The sequence below is a fragment of the Brevibacterium sp. LAARM2_SD2 genome (assembly GCF_057364785.1).
In genome coordinates this window covers 12,244-31,803 of the sequence record NZ_JBNFOM010000032.1, presented here as the reverse complement: position 1 = coordinate 31,803, position 19,560 = coordinate 12,244, and the positions used below count along the sequence as shown (strand labels likewise).

Here is a 19,560-nt window from a genome sequence, read left to right as displayed (position 1 = left end):
CGGCGGCCCCGGGCGCCCCCGCCGCTCCTGCCCCGGCCGTGCCTGCCGATCCGTCCGCCGGCGATCCCGCCGACGCCGAGGTCCACGTCGGCACCGACGCCGCCTATGCGGGCAAGGAAGCCGACAACGTCCAGCTGCGTCGCCCGCTGCGCAACATCTCCGAGGTCCGTCACTTCTTCCGCACGAACCAGACGCCGATCTACTTCATCGGCGCCACCCCATTCAACCTGCTCGGTCTCGACCGCTGGGTCCGCAACTTCTCCTACATCACGTACTACGACGGCTGGGACGGCGCCCACCCCCGCGTGTTCTCGCCCCGCTACAAGCCGTTCGTCGAGTTCGAATCCGGTGAGGCCATCAACAACTGGCTGCTGCTCAACGCCGAGGTCCGCGCCCACATGACGCGCAACGTCCCCCACGGCGAGCGCCCCAAGGTCGCCATGGTCTTCTTCGACGAAGAGACCGAGCGGATCTGCCGCGAGCTCGGCTACGACCTCATCCTCCCCTCGGCGAAGCTGCGCAATCAGCTCGACTCGAAGATCGAGACGACGAAGCTCGGCAACGAGGCAGGCGCCTACTCGGTGCCCAACGTCCTCACCACGGCCGACACCTATGAGGAGCTGACGAAGGCCTCGGTCGCCGAGGGACTCGGCACCGACCTCGTCGTCCAGACCCCCTACGGGGACTCGGGCAAGACGACGTTCTTCATCGCCTCCGAGGAGGAATGGGACAAGCACAAGGACGACATCATCGGCGAACAGCTCAAGGTGATGAAGCGCATCAACAACACCCCGGTCGCCGTCGAGGCCGTGATCACGAGCAGCGGCGTCGTCGTCGGCCCGTTCCTCACCGAACTCGCCGGCTTCCCCGAGCTCACCCCGTACAAGGGCGGCTGGTGCGGCAACGAGATGACCCCCGACGTCCTCACCGCCGACCAGCGCGGCCGGGCCCGCGAACTCGTCCGCCGGATGGGCGAGGGCCTGCGCAAGCGCGGCTACCGCGGATTCTTCGAGGTCGACGTCCTCGTCGATCTCGACACCAACGACGTCTACCTCGGCGAGCTCAATCCCCGGATCTCCGGCGCCTCGGCGATCACGAACGTCACCGCGGGAGCGTACGCCGACGTACCGCTGTTCCTCTTCCACCTCCTCGAGTACCTCGACGTCGAATTCGACCTCGACGTCGATGAGATCAACGAGCGGTGGGAGGAGCTCTCCGGTGCGGACGAGTGGAGCCAGATGGTCATCAAGGAGACCGCGCCGATCACCGAGTACATCACCCATTCGCCGCTGACCGGCCAGTACTACCTCGACCAGTACGGCACGCTCACCTACAAGCGGGCCGCCCTCGACTGGCACCCTCTTCAGAACGGCAGCGAGGTCTTCTTCCTCCGCATCTACGGGGCCGGCGAATACCGCTGGAAGGGCGCCGACCTCGGCGTGCTCGTGACGAAGAACCCGCTGCAGGTCGATGCCAGCGGCAAGAAGTCGCTGAGCATCCGCGCCAAGCACTTCATCGATTCGATCCGTGCGATGTACGCCGGTGTCCCCGTCGCCGCAGAGGATCCTGCGCCGACGATCGGCGGACCCGGGGCCAAGGGCGACTGATAGTCTCAGTCCGACCCCCAGCACAGATCGAAGAGGTGAAGTGTGTCCGAGACATCATCGGATCCGACCCTGACCGACCCCGCGGAGTTCGTCGACCCCGCACCCGCCGAGGCGGTGGCACCTGCTGAGGCAGCTCTGCCCGCCGAGGCGGTCGAGGTCGACCGCGACAACTGGCAGGACGCCGACAAGGTCCACTGGTCCTTCCAGCACGTCGACGAGGTGCTGCCGACGACGCCGATCTCCCGCGGGGACGGCCCGGTCGCCGAGTTCGCCGCCGACCTCCAGGACCTCGGCGAGGTCGAGATCCCCGAGACGGAGTTCTCCGAGGCCCGCACAGTCCGCAGCGTCATCGACGACTCCGACACCGACGGCTGGATGGTCGTCCACCACGGCACCGTGCTGACCGAGGAGTACTTCGGGGGCATGCAGCCGGAGACCGAACACCTCCTCATGTCGGTGAGCAAGTCGCTCGTCGGCACCGTCGCCGGCGTCCTCGTCGGGGCTGGGGAGATCGACACCGGCAGGCTCGTCACGGACTACGTGCCCGAGCTCGCCGACTCCGGCTATGCGGGGGCGACGGTGCGCGACATCCTCGACATGCGCTCGGGCATCAGGTTCTCCGAGGACTATCTCGACCCCGACTCCGAGGTGCGCCAGATCGAGCGGTCCATCGGCTGGTCGGAGACCGACCCCGGCGACGCCAAGGGCATGTACGCCTACCTGCGCACGCTCGAGGCGAAGTCCGAGCACGGCGGACCGTTCGAGTACCGCTCGTGCGAGACCGACGTCCTCGGCTGGGTGTGCGAGAAGGTCGCCGGGCAGAGCATGCAGACGCTCATGTCCCGTGTCCTGTGGTCGCGCATCGGCGCCGAACGCGACGCCCTCATCGCCACCGATCAGTTCGGGGTGGGGATGTTCGACGGCGGGATCAACGCGACCCTGCGCGACCTCGCCCGCTTCGGGTACCTCTACTCGAATCGGGGGCTGTCGCTGACCGGCGAACAGGTGGTGCCGACCTCATGGATCGGCGACACCCTGACCGGCAGCGAGGACACCCGGCAGGCGTTCGCCGACAGTCCCGGAGACAACCGCATGCCCGGCGGGATGTATCGGAACCAGTTCTGGTTCCCCTTCCCCGACTCGCATGCGTTCCTCGCCCTCGGCATCCACGGGCAGATGGTCTACATCAACCCGGGGGCCTCGTTCGTCGGCGTCAAGCTCTCGAGCTGGGGCCTGCCGCAGGACGCGAAGAAGCTCTTTCCCACGATCCGCGCCTTCGACGCCCTCGCCAAAGCCGTCAACTGACTCCCTGCGCTCTCCCCTCCCATCGACGCGCGCGCACCGAAGTCATTCACGGGTCACTGAAAGTCACGGGGCCGTAACCGGGCCTGATTTCCACTGGCCGGGACTGTAATCTTTGGGCACGTTCCTTCCCAAAGGAGCTGCAGCGCGCGTTCGCTGCCACCGCGGCCCGACATCCACCGCATCGGATGCCGGGCCGCGGCGCAGAGACAACTGAAGGCACCCATGTGAATCCCCATTCGACATCCACTCCCTCCCCCGAGCCCGGCGCTTTCGACCTCTTCCTCGGCCCCCGCATCATCGAGGAGAAGCGGTTCGCGTGCCGGGTGGCCACTGAATTCCCCGACACCGACCTCGCCGCGGCGACGGTCACCTCCCTCTTCGACCTCACCGCCGGTCGGATCCGCATCGCCCGCGACGTCATCGTCGGCGCCGACCGCGCCCAGGTCGACCTCGACGCCCTCGAATCCGATCGGTTCAGCACGCTCCTCGTCCCCCTCGGCGAGGATTCGGAGCTCACCGGCCACCTCGGCGAGGTCCCTCCCGCCGTGCGCCTCCTCCAGGTGCTCGCCCATGTCAGCGTCATCGACCAGCCGACCGTGGCGCTGGCCCGGCAGGCGATCCCCCGGCTCGAAGCCGTCGATGCCACCGGTCTGCCGAGCATCGACGAGATGACCTCCCAGCTCGTCTTCGCGGGTCTGCTGCGCATCGACACGGACCGTCCGGGCACCTACGCGATGCCCGGCCTCGTCCGCTCCGTGGCCCGCCGCTTCGACCAGACGCCGGCCCCGAGCGGGCTGACGGCCCGGCGGGCGCTCAGCTGCGAGCTCGAGGAGTCGTTCCGCTCGCTGCTCGACATCGGCACGTTCCGTCTCGAGGCGATCTTCGGTCTCATCGCCGACCTCGAGGCGTGGTCCCTGCTCGCCGAGGTGTGGGCCGAGCGCGGCTTCAACGTCTTCTACCCCGAGTTCCTCACCGCCGTCCGCGCGATCCTCTCCGCCCCCGCCTCGGCGGCGCGCGGCTCCCTCGTCCTCGCCGAGGCCCAGAGCGCTGCCCGGGAGATCGCGAACATCTCCACGCGCACCGGGTCGACGGATCCGCGCGAGGTCCTCGCGCTCGTCACCTTCGACCGCCTCGATGTGCCGACCCTCGAGCAGGAGCGGGTGCGCCTCGACAACGGCGACTTCACCGCCAACGAGGTGGCCGTGATGACGCTGCGCTCGATGCGCGACCGCCGGCAGCAGGGCGACCTCGACGGCGGGGTGCGGGCGGCCGAGGAGGGCAACCAGTACCTCTTCGCCCGACAGTCCCAGGCCGCACCGCTGTCGCGTCTCTACGATGCGCGTCTGCTCATGGAGCGCGGACTCGATCTTGCGCGCACCGGCGATGTCCGTCGCGGCCAGGATCTCGTCGACCGGGCGGTGACGATCTCCGAGACGATCCTCCCGTTCGACCCGTACCCGCTCGTGCCGGGGCTCGCGATCGCGGCGCTCGGCCATGTCGCCGCCGGGTTCGGCCCGAAGAGCGAGGGCTGTCTGCGCCGGTATGACGAGCTGCGGTCGCGGTTCGACTTCCACACGCTGCAGACGGACTTCATCGCCAACACCCCGCGCCTGCACCGGGCTCTCGACCAGCTCGACCTCGAGGCCTCGGCGGCGGCGATCGCGATCTCCAAGCGCCTGGCCCCGGACCAGCTGGGGTCGCGGGTGTACCGCTACGGGGAGGTCCTCCACAACGTCTACTCCGGAACGGCGGGCCTCTATCTCAAGGAGCATTCGCTCGCGCCGGAGAACCAGGTGACGAACACCGACCTGCAGATCGTCGGGTCCGCGTACTCCCTCATGACGATCCTCACCGTCGCCACCGGGGCCCTGCGGGAGGCGCAGGCATTCGCGGCGCAGGCGCCCCTCGTCGACCGCAAGCACGGTCTCTCCCGGGCTCGGGTCGGCTTCGCGCTCGGACAGTACGACGTCGTCGACTCCTCGACCTCGCATGTGCTCATCACGGGCACCGACCCGAAGAAGAAGGGGTCGGCGCTCGCGCTGCGGGCGGCGTCGATGCACCGCCGGGGCCGTGAGACGGCGGCGCTGGCCGATGTCGACAACGCCCTCGACTACTGCATCGTCGCGGGCTCCGTGCTGCCCCTGGCCCTGCTGCCCTCGGACATCAGGGAGGCGTTCGTCCGGGCCACCGCGGCCTCCCGGCAGTGGGATCTCATCGCCGCGACATTCGAACTCGTCCCGGTCACCGGCGAGGAGCTGCGTGCGCGTCTGCTCGCGCTGCCGCAGACCTTCTTCGAGGCGCAGGTCGAGAATCGTCTGCTCGATTCGCAGGAGCTCGATCTGCTCTTCCGGCTCGAGAAGGCGACCCCGCTCGCACGGATCGCCGCCGACCTCTCCCTGGCCGAGGGCACGGTGAAGAACCGTCTCTCCGCGATCTACCGGAAGCTCGGGGTGCGCAACCGTCGCGACGCCGTCGAATACGGCTACCGCAACGGCTACTTCAGCTGACGGCGGGAGAACGCGCCAGGGCCGGTCGGTGTCGTGACATCGACCGGCCCTGGCGCGTTCTTTGGTATCCGGGGTGTGCTCAGCTCACGGACTGGGCGCGGGCCTCATCGCGGGCTGCGGCGAGCATGCCCTCACGGGTGGCGATCTTCACGCGCTCACGACCCTCAGCCTCCCCAGCCGCCTTCTCGGCAGCCTCGACCCGGTGATACCCCTGCCAATCGACGAAATCTACACCCTTGGATTCGAGGAGATCGACGATCGCCGACTCCGCAGGAAATACCGGCTCCGCCAGCACTCCGGCATTCCGGTCCCCGAGGATATGGCCGATCGTCTCCAGGGCGTCACCCTTCGTGTGCCCGATCAGACCCACCGGGCCGCGCTTGATCCACCCCGTCGCGTACACACCGGGCACCACATCAGCGCCCGCCGCCTCCGCCTGATCCAAGGTGTCGACGACGCGCCCCTCATGGTTGGGGATGACGCCCTTGCGCGGATCGAACGGCAGCTGCGGCAACGCCGTGCCCGCATATCCGACAGCACGGTAGACGGCATCGAACTCCCAGTCCGTCAACACTCCCGTGCCGCGAACATTGCCCGTCCCATCGAGTTCCTGACGCTCCGTCCGCAGACCAGTCACCCGACCCTCGCCGAGGATCTCGACCGGGGCATGGAGGAAGTGCAGATGCAGACGGCGCTTCGCCCCGGTGGGTTCGCGCAGCGTGAAGTCCGTCAGAGTCTTCGCGACCTGCTTGACCTGGTTGGACGATTCGATCGCCGCCAGCGAGCCGTCATCGAACTCGAAGTCCTCCGGGTAGACGATGATGTCGACATCCGGCACATGCCCGAGCTCACGCAGCTCGAGCGGGGTGAACTTCGCCTGCGCCGGGCCCCTGCGCCCGAAGACATGGACGTCGGTGACCTGCGAGGCCTTCAGACCCTCGTAGACGTGATCGGGGATCTCCGTGACATGCATGTCATCGGCCTGCTTGGCGAGCACGCGAGCGACATCGAGTGCGACGTTGCCATTGCCGATGACCGCGACCCGTTCCGCGTCGAGCGGCCAGTCCTGGGCCACATCCGGATGCGAGTCATACCAGTTGACGAAATCCGCCGCCCCGTACGACCCCTCAAGATCGACACCGGGGATCGTCAACGCCGCATCCGTGATGCAGCCGGTGGAGAAGATCACCGCATCGTACCGATCCGTGAGCTCATCGAGAGTGATGTCGGTGCCGTAGTCAACGTTCGAGAACAACCGGATGTCACCCCGATCCAGCACCTTGATCAGGGCGTTGATGATGCCCTTGATCCGCGGATGATCCGGCGCCACCCCATAGCGGACCAACCCGAACGGCGTCGGCAGACGCTCGAAGAGATCGATGCTGACCTCGAAATCACGCTCAGCCTTCGTCAGCAGATCAGCCGCATAGATTCCGGCAGGACCGGCACCCACAATGGCCACACGGAATGGACGAGTCATGGTTCACCTCAGGTCTTTCGTTGTCGTTTCAGTCGTCGGTGTCCTGCGGCGGGAGCGCCGCGATGAGGGGATGGTCGAAGCTGCTCGGTCCGAAGCCGGCCGCACCTCCGGGTGAGCCGATGTCGGCGAAGAATTCGACGTTCGCCGTGTAGTAGGACTCCCATTCCTCGGGGACGTCGTCTTCGTAGTAGATCGCCTCGACGGGGCACACGGGTTCGCAGGCGCCGCAGTCGACGCATTCGTCGGGTTGGATGTAGAGGCTGCGTTCGCCCTCGTAGATGCAGTCGACGGGGCATTCCTCGATGCAGGCCTTGTCCTTCACGTCGACACAGGGCTGCGCGATGATGTACGTCATGGGGTCCTTGTCATGGTCAGGGCGGAGAGGAAGTCGGCCGGGTTGACCTCGGTGAAGGCCCCGGCGGCGTACGGGCTCAGGCGCACGACGTCGCCGACGACGACGACCGCGGGGTTGCGGACTCCGCGCCGGGCGGCTTGGAAGGCGATGGTCTCCAGGGTGCCGACGGTGACGCGCTGCCCGGCGCCGTAGCCGTCTTCGACGATGGCGACCGGGCAGTCGCCGCCGCGCTCCCCGCCGGCGAGCACCATCGCCGAGTGCGCGAGGGTGCCGATGCCCATGAGGACGACGACGGTGTGGTCGCGTCCCCCGCCGAGGCCGGTGAGCTGATCGTGGCCGGTGATGACCGTGTACGCGGTCGCGAGGTGGCGGTGGGTGAGCGGGATGCCGGCGACGGCGGGCACGGAGTTCGCGCTCGTCACCCCGGGCACGACACGGGCGTCGATGCCTGCCGCGTGCAGGTGGGCGAGCTCTTCGCCGCCGCGGCCGAAGACGAACGGGTCGCCGCCCTTGAGACGGACGACGCGACGACCGGCGCGGGCCTGCTCGACGAGGATCTCGTTGATCCGCTCCTGCGGCACCGGGTGGTGTCCCGGGTTCTTGCCGACGTCGATGATCTCGGCCTCCAGGGGTGCTCCCCTCTCCGCGGTGAGCTCGTCGATGACGGTGCGCGCGCCGAGGCGGTCGGCGACGATGACGTCGGCGGCCTCGAGGGCGCGCAGCCCGCGGACGGTGAGGAGGTCGAGGGTGCCCGGTCCGGCGCCGATGAGGAGGACGCTGCCGGGAGCGAAGTCGGTCGTCCTCATGCTCCGGCCTCCGTCGGGGTCGGCTCCGCGGGGGTGTGGATGCCGGCGGCAACGGTCGCCCCGGTCTGCGGGTCGATGACGAGGAAGCCCCCGGCCCGGCCCTGCTCGCGGAAGTCCGGCAGCGGCAGCGCGGTGCTCAGGCGCACCTCGGCCACGCCGATGTCGTTGCCGGCGAGCACCTCGGCGGGTTCGGAGTCGTTCGTCGTGAGGTTGCGCCGGGAGTCGATCGTCACGATCCCCTTGACCGTCGACGTGCCCGCTTTGACGAGCACGCGGTCACCGGTGCGCAGGCCCGCCGCGGTGAAGGGGAAGACCTCGGCGCGCAGGGTCGTGCGCGCCGGCGGCAGGGACCCGGCGGCGGCGAGCACGCTGCCGCGGGCCGTGTCGATGTCGTCGGCGAGCCGCAGCGCCACCGACAGGGGCGCCCCGGCGGTCTCGCGGGAGCCGTCGGCGGTGTCGATGCCGACGACGCGGGTGCGCATCCCGGCGGGGTGGACGTCGATGTCATCGCCGACGCTGATCCGCCCCGAGGTGATCTGCCCGGTCACGGCCCGGTAGTCGCGGTAGGCCTCGGCATCGAGTCCCGGGGCCAGTCCGCCCTGGGGGCGCAGCACCGACTGGACGTCGAGCCGGAAGGGCTCGAGGTCGGCGGTGTCCTCCTCGATGCTCGGCAGGGTCTCGAGCAGCTCGAGCAGGGAGGGACCGGAGTACCAGGGGGTGTTCGCCGAGGCGGTCGCGACGTTGTCCCCGGCGAGCGCGGAGACCGGGATGAGGTGCGCGGTGTCGAGGCCGATCTGGTCGGTGATCTCCTCGACCTCACGGGCCACCTCGGCGAAGGCGCCCGCATCGTAGCCGAGGAGGTCGATCTTGTTGATCGCAACGATGACGTGGCGGATGCCGAGCCGGTGGACGACGGTGAGGTGGCGACGGGTCTGCTCGGTCGCGCCGTTGCGGGCGTCGATGAGGACGACGACGGCATCAGCGGTCGTCGCGCCGGTGACCATGTTGCGGGTGTACTGGACGTGTCCCGGGCAGTCGGCGAGGATGAACGAGCGCCGGTCGGTCGCGAAGTACCGGTAGGCGACGTCGATCGTGATGCCCTGTTCGCGTTCGGCGCGCAGCCCGTCGGTGAGGAGGGCGAAGTCGAATTCGCCGCCGACGAAGCCGCGTTCGGCGCTCGTGGCCGTGACCTGCGCGAGCTGGTCGGCGAGGATCGCCTTCGCGTCGTGGAGGAGGCGGCCGACGAGCGTCGACTTCCCGTCGTCGACGGACCCGGCGGTCGCGAAGCGCAGCAGGGTCTTCGTGGTGGTGGGGGCGATGGTCGTCATCAGAAGTATCCGTCCTTCTTCCGGTCCTCCATGGCGGCGGCGGAGATCCTGTCGTCGGCGCGTGTGGCGCCGCGTTCGGTCACGGTGGTCACGGCCACCTCGGCGACGACGGCGGCGATGTCGGCGGCGTCGGATTCGACGGCGCCCGTGCAGCTCATGTCCCCGACCGTGCGGTAGCGCACGGACTTGGTCACGACGGGTTCGTCCGCGCGCGGGGCGGAGAACTCTCCCGTCGCCCACCACATGCCGTCGCGGTGGAAGACTTCGCGGTCGGCGGCGTAGTAGAGGGGCGGGAGGTCGATGCCCTCGCGGGAGATGTAGTTCCACACGTCGAGTTCGGTGAAGTTCGAGATCGGGAACACACGGACGTGTTCGCCGGGCACGTGACGGCCGTTGTAGAGGTTCCACAGCTCGGGCCGCTGGTTGCTCGGGTCCCACTGGCCGAACGCGTCGCGCAGGGAGATGATGCGCTCCTTCGCCCGGGCCTTGTCCTCGTCCCGGCGGGCCCCGCCGAACACCGCGTCGTAGCCGCCGGCGCGATCGCGTCGATGAGCGGCTGGGTCTGCAGGGTGTTGCGGGTGCCGTCGGGGCGTTCGCGCAGCCGTCCGTCGTCGATGTAGTCCTGGACCTTCGCGACGGTGAGCTCGAGGCCGAAGCGCTCGGCCGTGCGGTCGCGGTAGTCGAGGATCTCCGGGAAGTTGTGCCCGGTGTCGACGTGGAGGAGGCCGAAGGGGATCTTCGCCGGCCAGAACGCCTTCTGGGCGAGGTGGAGGACGGTCACGGAGTCCTTGCCGCCGGAGAAGAGGAGGACCGGCTTCTCGAACTCCGCGGCGACTTCGCGGATGATGTGGATGGCCTCGGATTCGAGGACGTCGAGGGTCGTCGGTGCCTGGTGGTCGATGCTCATACGTGCAGCCCGCATTCTGTCTTGGAGAAACCTGCCCAGCGTCCGGCCCGGGGGTCCTCCCCCGGGGCGACGGGACGCGTGCAGGGCTCGCACCCGATCGACGGGTAGCCCTGGGACATGAGTGGATTGACCGGCACGCCGAAGGCGCCGGCGTAGTCGAGGAGGTCGTCGAAGGACCACGCGGCGACAGGGTTGACCTTGATGAGGCCGTTCTTCTCGTCGAACGTGATGAGCGGGGTGTTCGCCCGCGTCGGCGCCTCGTCACGGCGCACCCCGGTGAACCAGAGTTCGTAGCCGGACAGGGACTTCTTCAGGGGCGCGACCTTGCGGCGGGCGCAGCACAGGCCCGGGTCGCGGGCGAAGAGCTCGGCCCCGAATTCGGCGTCCTGCTCGGCCACGGTCTGCTCGGGGAGGACGTCGACGATGCGCACATCCATCGTCCGGGCCACCTCGTCGCGGGTCTCATAGGTCTGGGCGAAGTGGTAGCCGGTGTCGAGGAAGAGGACGTCGACGCCGGGCATGTACTGGGCGACGAAGTGCGGCAGCGCGGCATCGGCCATCGAGCACGCGACGGCCGCGGCCCGGGTGTCGACGTTCCGCGAGACCCAGCGGATGACGTCGGCGGGAGCGGCTTCGGCCACCCCGCTGTCCGGGTCACCGGCGAGCTCCCGGTTCCCCGCCTCGGCGAGGGCACGGAGATCATCGAGGGTGCGCGCGCTCATACCAGCTCCTCATCGTCGACGCGGTGCGCCCATTCGGAGAAGGTCTCGGATTCGCCGCGGCCGTCGAGGAAGCGGCGCACGAGCTTCTCGACGTAGTCGCTGAGGTTCTCCGCGGTGACCTTGAGGCCGCGCACGGTGCGGCCGAGGCCGGCCTCGTCGCGGTCCTGCGAGGCCAGTCCCCCGCCGACGTGGACCTGGAAGCCGGGCTGCTGGGTGCCGTCCTCGGTGGTGACGAGCTGACCCTTGAGGCCGATGTCAGCGGTCTGGATCCGGGCGCACGAGTTCGGGCAGCCGTTGAGGTGGAGGCTGATCGGGTGGGGCAGGTCGATGCCCGCGAGACGGGCCTCGAGCTGCGCGACGGCATCGGCGGCGGTCTGCTTCGTCTCGACGATCGCGAGCTTGCAGAACTCGATGCCGGTGCAGGCCATCGTCGAGCGGCGGAAGAGGTCCTTCCGGCTCGAGAGCCCGAGGGCGTCGAGACCGGCGACGACATCGTCGATGTCGTCCTCGGCGATGTCGAGGAGGAGGATCTTCTGGTGCGGGGTCGTCCGCAGCCGGGTCGAGCCGTACTTCTCCGCGAGGTCGACGATCTGACCGAGCAGGGTGCCCGACGCCCGACCGGCGATGAGGCTCACCCCGATGTAGTACTTCCCGTCGGCCTGCCGGTGCACGCCGACGTGGTCACCGGCCGTCAGCGGCTTGTCCGGGGCGGGACCGTCGGCGAGTGCGTAGCCGAGGTACTCGGTCTCGAGGACCTCGCGGAACTTCTCCGGACCCCATTCGGCCATGAGGAACTTCAGGCGCGCCTTGTTCCGCAGCCGGCGGTACCCGTAGTCGCGGAAGATCTCCGTGACGCCCAGCCAGGTCTCGACGACCTGGTCAGGGGCGACCCAGGCGCCGAGGCGCTCGGCGAAGCGGGGCACGGTCGACAGGCACGCCGACCCAGAGGTCGTAGCCGATGCCGTGCTCGGGGTGTTCGACGGCGACGAACGAGCAGTCGTTGATCTCGTGGACGACGTCCTGGCTGGGGTGACCGGTGATCGCGGTCTTGTACTTGCGCGGCAGGTTCGCGAGGCTCGGATCCCCGATGTAGCGGCGGGAGATCTCCTCGATCGCCGGGGTCGGGTCGATGAGCTCGTCGGCGGCGATCCCGGCCACCGGCGAGCCGAGGATGACGCGCGGGACGTCCCCGCAGGCCTCGGTCGTCTGCAGACCGACCGCTTCGAGGCGGCGCCAGATCTCCGGGACGTCCTCGATGGCCACCCAGTGGAGCTGGATGTTCTGCCGGTCGGTGAGGTCGGCCGACCCGCGGGCGAAGTCGTTCGAGATGTCGGCGATCGTCCGCAGCTGCTCGGTCGTGAGCTTGCCGCCGTCGATGCGGACCCGGAGCATGAAGTACTCGTCCTCGAGCTCGTGGGGTTCGAGGGTGGCGGTGCGACCGCCGTCGATGCCGGGTTTGCGCTGGGTGTAGAGACCCCACCAGCGGAAGCGACCGTGCAGGTCATCGGGGTCGATCGAGGCGAACCCGCCCTTGGCGTAGATCTCCTCGATCCGCGCGCGGACGTTGAGGCCGTTGTCCTCGGCCTTGTCGACTTCGTTCTTGTTGAGCGGTTCGTGACCGTCGATCTTCCACTGCCCGTTGGACTTCTTCGGTCGCGCTGCGGCCTTGCCTGCGGGCTTCGCGCCGCGCTGCTCCACATCTGTGGACATAGCCAACTCCCCATGCTGGTGCGATTGCTTGGTCAGTCACGCTACAGGCTAACAGAATTGCTCAACAAATTAGGATGGCCAAAGCCTGTCATGTTTCGACATATGACGGTCCGCGACAGCGGAAGACGTTTCCGCAGGGCGGGCTTGACGCAGCCTCAGAGGACTGCCATCATGCGCTCGCGCACGATGTCGACGAGCAGCGGCGACGCTGGTGACGTGCCGTGCAGCAGGGGGTCGGCGAGGCGTCCGCCGACGCCGTCGACGAGGCGCGAGGCGAGGTCGTCGAAGTAGCCGGGGGCGAGGAGGAGGTTGGCGACGACGAGGCGCTCACCGAGGCGGCGCTTCTGCTCAACAATGTCACGGAGATTGTCGCGTTCGCCGGCGAGGAACGCCGTCTGCACGGGCCGACCGAGGCGGTCGGCGAGGAGGTGCCCGACTGCGCGGCTCGCATCGTTGGCGCGCTCGTCGCTCGAGCCGGCCGCGACGAGGACGACCTCGTCGTCGGCGGTCAGGGCCCCGATGCGCTGTGCGAGGAGTTCCGCGAGCCGCGGGTCGGGCCCGAGGGTGCCGGCGACGCGGATGTCGCGCACCGCCTCGTGGGCGGAGCCGGCACTGTCCGGGGCGGGGCCGCCTGCAGCGGTGACCGCCTCGGCGAGGTCGACATGGACGTGATATCCCGGGGAGAGGAGAAGGGGGACGAGCACGCTCGGCCGGTCGGCGGGCAGACGGCGGAGCACCTCGGCGACATCCGGGGCCTGCACGTCGACGTGCCCGAGGACGACGGTGTCAGTGATCCCGCGCTGCCGCACATCGGCGGCGACCGCCTCGGCGAGGGCGGTGATGACGGCCTGCCCTTCGGGGGACGAGGTGCCGTGGGAGATGAGACCGAGCGCAGGGGTGGGCATCGCCTCATCGTGCCAAGCCGGGACTCGCGCGGTCAACGCCGACGTCACACGGCGTCGTCGGCGCACGGCGTCGTCGGCGCACGTCGCCGGGCCGTTGTTGCGTCGGGTCGGACACCGATGTCGCAGAATGCGCACATCGTCAGGCCCGCGGACGCGGGGTTCCGCGGAGAGAATGGCATCAGTCCCACCCCGTCACCCCACCCGAGGAGTCCCGATGTCCCCCATGCTCACCGCCCCCGGGATGCGCGCCGTCGTCGCCGCGTCCATGCTCGTGCTCAGCCTCGGCCTGACCGGCTGCGGAGCCGTCGGGGATCAGGAAGCGCCTGCCGATGGCGCACCGTCCTCGGCGGAGTCGACTGGGGCGGATTCGTCCGAGGCGGGGTCGTCCGAGCCGGGGTCGACCGAGGAGGGGTCGACGGAGGCGGCACAGGCACCGTCGGCATCAGAGGATCCCTTCGCCGACTCCGCCCGCGCCCAGTCATGGGCGAGCGACGAGGGGATGGACATCGACGCCGACGGCAACGGCACGATCCCCGCCGCCTCGCTCGAAGCCGATCTCGTCGATCTCTTCAGGAACAAGTTGACCTCGAGGTCGAGGAGGCCACGTGCGACACGGACATGGAGGTCACGGCGTGGAGCGGCTTCGAGCCCTGCGATGTCGTCGTCAAGGACATGACGTACTTCGGCACGGTCGAGCTCATCGACCACAAGGATGCGATGGTGAAGTACGAGGTGCTGTTCCCGGGACTCAACAAGGACGACGTGAGCTTCTAAGCTGGGAGTGGGTCGCGCACGGAGTTTGTTCGAACAACACCGGCATTTGCGAATATAGGCTAGAGTGGCTCCATGTCACGTCAACGGGCGAGCACCGACAAGGTGCACGGACAGATCCGCGCCGACATCCTCGGCGGCGTCTTCGCGCCCGGACAGAAGCTCAAGTTCGCCGATCTCGGGCAGCGCTACGGTGCGAGCGTGAGCGCGATCAGGGAGTGTCTGACGCGGCTGACGGAGCAGAGGCTCGTCGTCGCCGAGCCCATGGTCGGCTTCCGCGTCATGCCGCTGACCGCTGAGGATCTCTGCGATCTCACCGACACCCGCATCGACCTCGAAGTCCTCGCCCTGCGCGGGGCGATCGAGCACGGCGGAGTCGACTGGGAATCCGATCTCGTCGCCGCCCACCACCGCCTCGAGCGCACACCGATGACGGCACCCGAGGCGCCGCGGACGATGTCCGATGAGTGGGAGCAGGCGCATACGGCCTTCCACGCGGCCCTGCTGGCCGGATGCCGGCGCCCCCGACTGCTCGCGATGACCGAGTCGCTGCGCGACGCCACCGCCCTCTACCGCCGCTGGGCGGTGCAGCGGGAGCCGAAGCGCGACGGCATCGACGAGCACCGCGCGATCCTCGAGGCGGCGCTAACCGGCGACGTCGACGCCGCGACCGAGGCGCTGCGCGCGCACTATGCGACGACGGCGGAGATCCTCTCCGAGGGACTCTCGTCTCCCCTCCCCCGCACCCAGGGGTGAGAGGCACCGCTGGGTCGGGGCAGGCTTCTCGGGCACAGGCATTTCCGGCACAGAAACGGGCGCGTCGCCGGAATCGCGACGCGCCCGCTCGTCAGTTCGCGGGGACGGTCTCCGTCTCGGTGACGACGACGGATTCGCCGTCAGCGGCCCGGGCCTCCGCGGCCTCTGCGGCCTCCGCCTCGGCGCGATTGCGCTGCGACCACACGATGAACGCGGCCGCCGGCACCGCGGCGAGGGCGAGTGAGGCGAGTCCGCTGGCGACGCCGTACTTCTTCGTCAGCCCGAACGCACCGTCGACGGAGTACTCACCGGGCCCGGTGAATCCGAGGACCCCGGCACCGGCGGCGTAGAGCAGCGGCAGCTCGTATCCGCCCTTCATCGCCCACAGGCCGTTCTTCGCATTCACCGAGGCGGCCACGGCGAGGGTGCCGCTGACCATCGCCGCACCGAGCGGCGTGCCGGCCCCGAGGAGGAGCATCCCGGAGCCGACGGACTCCGTGGTCGCGGCGAGCTTGACCATCGACTTGCCGGGGACGAAGCCCCACTTCTCGAACATCGGCGCGGTGCCCTCGGGTCCGCCCCCGCCGAAGAGCCCGAAGGCCTTCTGCGAGGCGTGCCCGAGGATGAGTCCGCCGACGACGCCGCGCAAGAGCAGCAGTCCTGTGTTCATGGTGTCTCCTAACGGTTGAGCTGCTGGTGGACTGGTGGTGCGGTCAGCGGGAGAGGATCGCGGCGGCGGCCTCCCGCAGGGCTGCCTCGGGATCGACGACCATGTCCGGAGCCCGCCACCCGATGTAGCGGTCGGGTCGGACGAGCACGGCGCCGCCGTCGCTGACCTCGCGCGCCTTCGCCCAGGCACCGTAGGCGTCGTCGATGTCCTCACCGCGACCGATCGACCGGGTGCGCAGCGGGATGCCGAGGTCGGCGGACACCGCCTCGGCGGCGTCCTCCCACGCCTTGCCGCCGATCCCGGTGAGCAGGGTGAACTCCCCGCCGCCGGTGAGGTCGAGGGTCGAGACCTTTCGCCCGTCCGCAACGACCCACACGTGCGGCAGGTAGGCGCCCGGCCACGTCGTCGGCTGGTAGTAGAGCTCGGCATCGCGGGTGTAGGCGGGCATCGGCTCACCGTCGGTGACGGCCGCCGTCGACACGTAGCGCTGACCGAGCTCCACACCGTGGGCGTTGAAGTGGTACTCGTTCTGCGCGAGCACATCGTCGAGGTGACTGCGGCTCGCCGCCCCGGCCGGGTGTCGCTGAAGAACTCGTCGAGCGCGGCCTGGCCTTCGGCATCGGTCTGCCCGATCCGGCAGCCGAAGGCCGAGGGCACCTGCCCGAAGGCCTGCACACTGGCCAGGGCCCGGTCGACGACCTGGCGGCCGACGGGCCGGCGTTCGGCGTCATAGGTGTCGAGCAGATCGGGTCCGGCGAGGCCGGTGACGACGTGCGCGAGCTTCCAGGCGATGTTGTACCCGTCCTGCACCGAGGTGTTGCTGCCGAGGCCGTTGGCCGGCGGGTGCCGGTGGGCGGCGTCCCCGGCGAGGAAGACCCGTCCGCGGCGGTAGGTCGATGCGACGAGGTGGTTCATCTGCCATTCGCTCACCCCTTTGATCCGCACGTCGACGCTCGGATCGCCGATGACCTTGCCGATGCGCTCCTGCAGTCCGTCCTCGCTCGTGTCGATCGTCTCCGTCTCGGGGTCGTAGACGACGATGAGCACCCATTCGGTCCACGGCCGCACGGTGACGAAGGTGCCGGCCCCGAGCCAGAAGTCGCGGCCGGGCTGGATCGTGAAGAAGAGCGCTCCGGGGCGGTGTGCGCGATACTTCTCGAGGTCGGCTTCGATCCAGATGTTGATCGCCGAGCCGAGGCCGGTCTCCCCGTCGAAGGGGAAGCCGAGCTCCTCGGCGATGAGGCTGCGACCGCCGTCGGCGGCGACGACGTACTGCGCCCGCACGAGGTAGTGCTCACCGGTCGCACGATCGAGCATCTCGGCCTCGACGTGGTCGGCGGTCTGGCTGATCGCGACGAGCTCGGTGGAGAACCGCAGGTCGCCGCCGAGGTCCTCGGCCCGCCGGCGCAGGATCGGCTCGAGGTCGTGCTGGCCGATGTTGCACATCGAGCTCGGGCTGGCATTGGCATAGTCGGCGCGACGTGCCGGTCCGCTCCCCCATGCGTCCATCCGGGCGAGCTCGCGGCCGGCGACGCTCGTGGCGAAGACGTTCGTGCCCATGCCGTCTCCGGGCAGGGAGGCGGCGAGCACCTCGTCCTCGATGCCGAGGTCGCGGAAGATCTCCATCGCCCGCTGATTGGTGATGTGGGCCCGCGGGGTGTGTGCGGTGCTCGGGAACTTGCTCACGGTGACGGCGTCGATGCCGTCCCTGGCCAGGCACGCGGCGGCGGTGAGCCCGGCGGGCCCGGCGCCGACGACGAGGACGTCGGTGGTCTCGATTCGCATGGTGGTCGTCTCCTGCCGCTCAGATCGTGTGCATCGCGGAGTCGACGACGAGGTTGGCGGCGTTGATGCCGCGGTTGTCCATGAGCGCGAAGGACGCGTCGACGATGTTGTCCGGGGTCGGCAGGCGCTTGCCGGGGGTGCGCTGGCGCGCGGCCTCATAGGCTTCGGCGCGCACGGGGTCCGCGTTGTCGACGGCGTCCGTGCCGCCGACGACCCCGGGGGTGATGACGTTGACGCGCACCGGTGCGATCTGCACGGCCAGGGAGGTGGCGAGGCCGACGACGCCGGCGTTGGCCATGGAGATCGTCGTCGATCCCGGGAACGGCCGCCACATCGACAGGCCGCTGAACATGAGGACGGATCCGTCGGCGGCGAGCTTCGGCAGGGCGTAGTGGACGCTCGTCGCATAGCCGACGTTCTTCATCAGCGAGGTGTGGGCGCTGTCGTCGGGGCGGAAGTCCCTGATGTCGTTGTTGTCGCGGTCGAGGGCGACGAGGACGAGGTGGTCGATCGGCCCGTCGACGGAGTCGAAGAAGGCCTGGAGCGATGCCCAGTCGGTGAGGTCGCAGACTCCGTGGCTCGCGTTCTCCCCGAGTTCGGCCGCGCGCTCCGCGTTGCGCTGCGGGTCCCGGCCGGTCACCGTGACCCGGTCCCCGCGGGCCACGGCGGCGCGGGCGATCTCGAGCCGAGGCCGCGGGTGCCGCCGATGACGACGATGTGCTCATTGGTGGTGCTCTCCGGCATGATGCCCTCCTGAGTCGACTGCGTTGTCGCGTGACATCAGTTCTACACGAGAACTTTCGAAGCCTCAAGATTTTTTCGAATATTCTCATGAGAGGCGGAGGCGATGGGGGTTCGGTGAGGAATCGCTGCGCGGCTCAGGCGGGAGTCGCGGCGGCTGGATTGTCAGCGGCCCCGGGAGCGTTCGCGGCGTCCCACCAGTCGAGGACGCGCAGGGCCTGGAGCGTCACCCACTTCGACGGTTCGCCCGCGGGGACGTCGACGTGGAACCAGACGTCACCGGCCAGCCGGTGTCCCTGCAGCCATGTGCCGTCGGCCTGGCGCTGATCCCGGATGCGCTCGATCGCGTCGGCCAGACGCGGATCCGGTCGCCTCCCGTCGGTGAGCGCGGCGTCGCGGAAGTAGTCCGCGGCGGCGAGGATGCTGTAGTGCCAGCGCCTAGGGTGCGCAAAACTGAACGCGTTCATCGAGAATGGCTCGCCGGTGCTCAGGCGCCGATAGAGGTCGCGTTTCAGCAGATACTCCTCCCCCGCGGCACGCGCCTGCGCGACCCGTGCGCCGTCGCCGGTGCGCTGCTGATAGTCGAGGAGGGCGACGAGGGCGTTGAGGGTCGAGTGGAAGGACGACCGGGTCGAGCCTTCGACCCATTCGCAGTTCCAGCCGCCGTCGTCGAGCTGATGGTCGAGGAACCACTGGGCGATCCCGTCGACGTCGGCGCCGAGCCACAGGCCGTTCGACAGCGTCCACGCATTGATGCACACGTCGACCTCCCCACCCCAGTACGGCAGGTCCTTGAACTCCCACCGCACGGGCGCGAGCTTCTCCGCGGTCTCGGCGAGCACCTCGGCGTCGATGCCCCATTCGCGCAGGTCCTTGAGCGCCCACGTCGTCGCCGTCCACGGCTGCTCACCCTCCCAGCTGAAGTCGGCGGGGAAGAACGGACCCCCGGCCCACTGGCCGTCGGGGTCCTGCCGCGCGAGCAGGTCGCGCCCGAACCCCTCGGTGGCGACTGCGGCCCGGGTGGCCTGCCAGGTGTCCTCGTCGGCCCCGAGGAGGTCGCGCTCGACCTGCCAGCGCAGCGCCGGATCGGAGTCGAGCAGCCAGTCCCTTATACGTGTGTCGATCATCGTCGATCTCCTGCGCAGTCGGCTCGGAGCCCACTCATGCCGCGAGTTCCGCTCACGGCCACCAGCCTAGCCCCGGTG

Annotated in this window: 14 protein-coding genes and 4 pseudogenes; 5 read left to right on the top strand and 13 right to left on the bottom strand. The window is 69.2% G+C overall.

What is annotated here, in order from left to right:
* The 3 genes from AC2W7K_RS16460 to AC2W7K_RS16450 form a co-directional block, all read left to right on the top strand.
* A partial coding sequence (locus AC2W7K_RS16460) for a biotin carboxylase (protein ID WP_486006414.1) occupies positions 1-1,607 on the top strand: 1,607 nt, incomplete at its 5' end.
* Positions 1,608-1,649: 42 nt separating this feature from the next.
* Positions 1,650-2,912 (top strand): serine hydrolase domain-containing protein, encoded by a 1,263-nt coding sequence (locus AC2W7K_RS16455; RefSeq protein ID WP_486006413.1) that lies wholly within the window; start codon positions 1,650-1,652, stop codon positions 2,910-2,912.
* A gap of 224 nt (positions 2,913-3,136) precedes the next feature.
* Complete coding sequence (locus AC2W7K_RS16450; protein ID WP_486006412.1) at positions 3,137-5,419, top strand: helix-turn-helix transcriptional regulator; 2,283 nt, start codon at positions 3,137-3,139, stop codon at positions 5,417-5,419.
* Between the two features lie 79 nt (positions 5,420-5,498).
* Here AC2W7K_RS16450 and AC2W7K_RS16445 read toward each other — a convergent pair whose 3' ends face one another.
* From AC2W7K_RS16445 to AC2W7K_RS16410, 8 genes and pseudogenes are all read right to left on the bottom strand, one after another.
* Positions 5,499-6,899 (bottom strand): FAD-dependent oxidoreductase, encoded by a 1,401-nt coding sequence (locus AC2W7K_RS16445; RefSeq protein ID WP_486006411.1) that lies wholly within the window; start codon positions 6,897-6,899, stop codon positions 5,499-5,501.
* A gap of 28 nt (positions 6,900-6,927) precedes the next feature.
* Entirely contained in the window at positions 6,928-7,254 is a 327-nt protein-coding gene (gene fdxA, locus AC2W7K_RS16440) for a ferredoxin (protein ID WP_137825468.1), read from the bottom strand.
* Complete coding sequence (gene cobA / locus AC2W7K_RS16435; RefSeq protein ID WP_486006410.1) at positions 7,251-8,060, bottom strand: uroporphyrinogen-III C-methyltransferase; 810 nt, start codon at positions 8,058-8,060, stop codon at positions 7,251-7,253. The genes fdxA and cobA overlap by 4 nt, the downstream gene beginning before the upstream one ends.
* A complete protein-coding gene (locus AC2W7K_RS16430) occupies positions 8,057-9,388 on the bottom strand; it encodes a sulfate adenylyltransferase subunit 1 (protein ID WP_486006409.1) in 1,332 nt (443 codons plus the stop codon). Before AC2W7K_RS16430 ends, cobA begins: the two co-directional genes overlap by 4 nt.
* A pseudogene (cysD, locus tag AC2W7K_RS16425) lies at positions 9,388-10,295 on the bottom strand (sulfate adenylyltransferase subunit CysD). Before cysD ends, AC2W7K_RS16430 begins: the two are co-directional and overlap by 1 nt.
* On the bottom strand, positions 10,292-11,017 hold the full coding sequence (locus AC2W7K_RS16420) for a phosphoadenylyl-sulfate reductase (protein WP_486006408.1): 726 nt from the start codon (positions 11,015-11,017) through the stop codon (positions 10,292-10,294). The pseudogene cysD and the gene AC2W7K_RS16420 overlap by 4 nt, the downstream one beginning before the upstream one ends.
* Positions 11,014-12,727, bottom strand: a pseudogene (locus AC2W7K_RS16415) (nitrite/sulfite reductase). Before AC2W7K_RS16415 ends, AC2W7K_RS16420 begins: the two are co-directional and overlap by 4 nt.
* A gap of 155 nt (positions 12,728-12,882) precedes the next feature.
* On the bottom strand, positions 12,883-13,632 hold the full coding sequence (locus AC2W7K_RS16410; RefSeq protein WP_486006407.1) for a sirohydrochlorin chelatase: 750 nt from the start codon (positions 13,630-13,632) through the stop codon (positions 12,883-12,885).
* Between the two features lie 214 nt (positions 13,633-13,846).
* On the opposite strand from AC2W7K_RS16410, the gene AC2W7K_RS16405 reads away from it, so the two are divergent.
* Together AC2W7K_RS16405 and AC2W7K_RS16400 are read left to right on the top strand one after the other, a co-directional pair.
* On the top strand, positions 13,847-14,308 hold the full coding sequence (locus AC2W7K_RS16405; RefSeq protein WP_486006406.1) for a hypothetical protein: 462 nt from the start codon (positions 13,847-13,849) through the stop codon (positions 14,306-14,308).
* Between the two features lie 170 nt (positions 14,309-14,478).
* The gene (locus tag AC2W7K_RS16400) at positions 14,479-15,159 is read left to right on the top strand and encodes a GntR family transcriptional regulator (RefSeq protein WP_486006405.1); all 681 of its coding nucleotides are present in this window, start codon (positions 14,479-14,481) and stop codon (positions 15,157-15,159) included.
* A gap of 91 nt (positions 15,160-15,250) precedes the next feature.
* Here AC2W7K_RS16400 and AC2W7K_RS16395 read toward each other — a convergent pair.
* From AC2W7K_RS16395 to AC2W7K_RS16375, 5 genes and pseudogenes are all read right to left on the bottom strand, one after another.
* Positions 15,251-15,808, bottom strand: a pseudogene (locus AC2W7K_RS16395) (DoxX family protein); the annotation flags it as partial.
* 64 nt (positions 15,809-15,872) lie between these two features.
* The gene (locus AC2W7K_RS16390; RefSeq protein ID WP_486006416.1) at positions 15,873-16,277 is read right to left on the bottom strand and encodes an aromatic-ring hydroxylase C-terminal domain-containing protein; all 405 of its coding nucleotides are present in this window, start codon (positions 16,275-16,277) and stop codon (positions 15,873-15,875) included.
* A gap of 296 nt (positions 16,278-16,573) precedes the next feature.
* A pseudogene (locus AC2W7K_RS16385) lies at positions 16,574-17,614 on the bottom strand (FAD-dependent monooxygenase); the annotation flags it as partial.
* 19 nt (positions 17,615-17,633) lie between these two features.
* Positions 17,634-18,254, bottom strand: coding sequence for an SDR family NAD(P)-dependent oxidoreductase (locus tag AC2W7K_RS16380; RefSeq protein ID WP_486006404.1), 621 nt, complete (start codon positions 18,252-18,254; stop codon positions 17,634-17,636).
* A 238-nt stretch (positions 18,255-18,492) separates the two neighbouring features.
* On the bottom strand, positions 18,493-19,482 hold the full coding sequence (locus AC2W7K_RS16375; protein WP_486006403.1) for a squalene cyclase: 990 nt from the start codon (positions 19,480-19,482) through the stop codon (positions 18,493-18,495).
* Between the last annotated feature and the right edge of the window lie 78 nt (positions 19,483-19,560).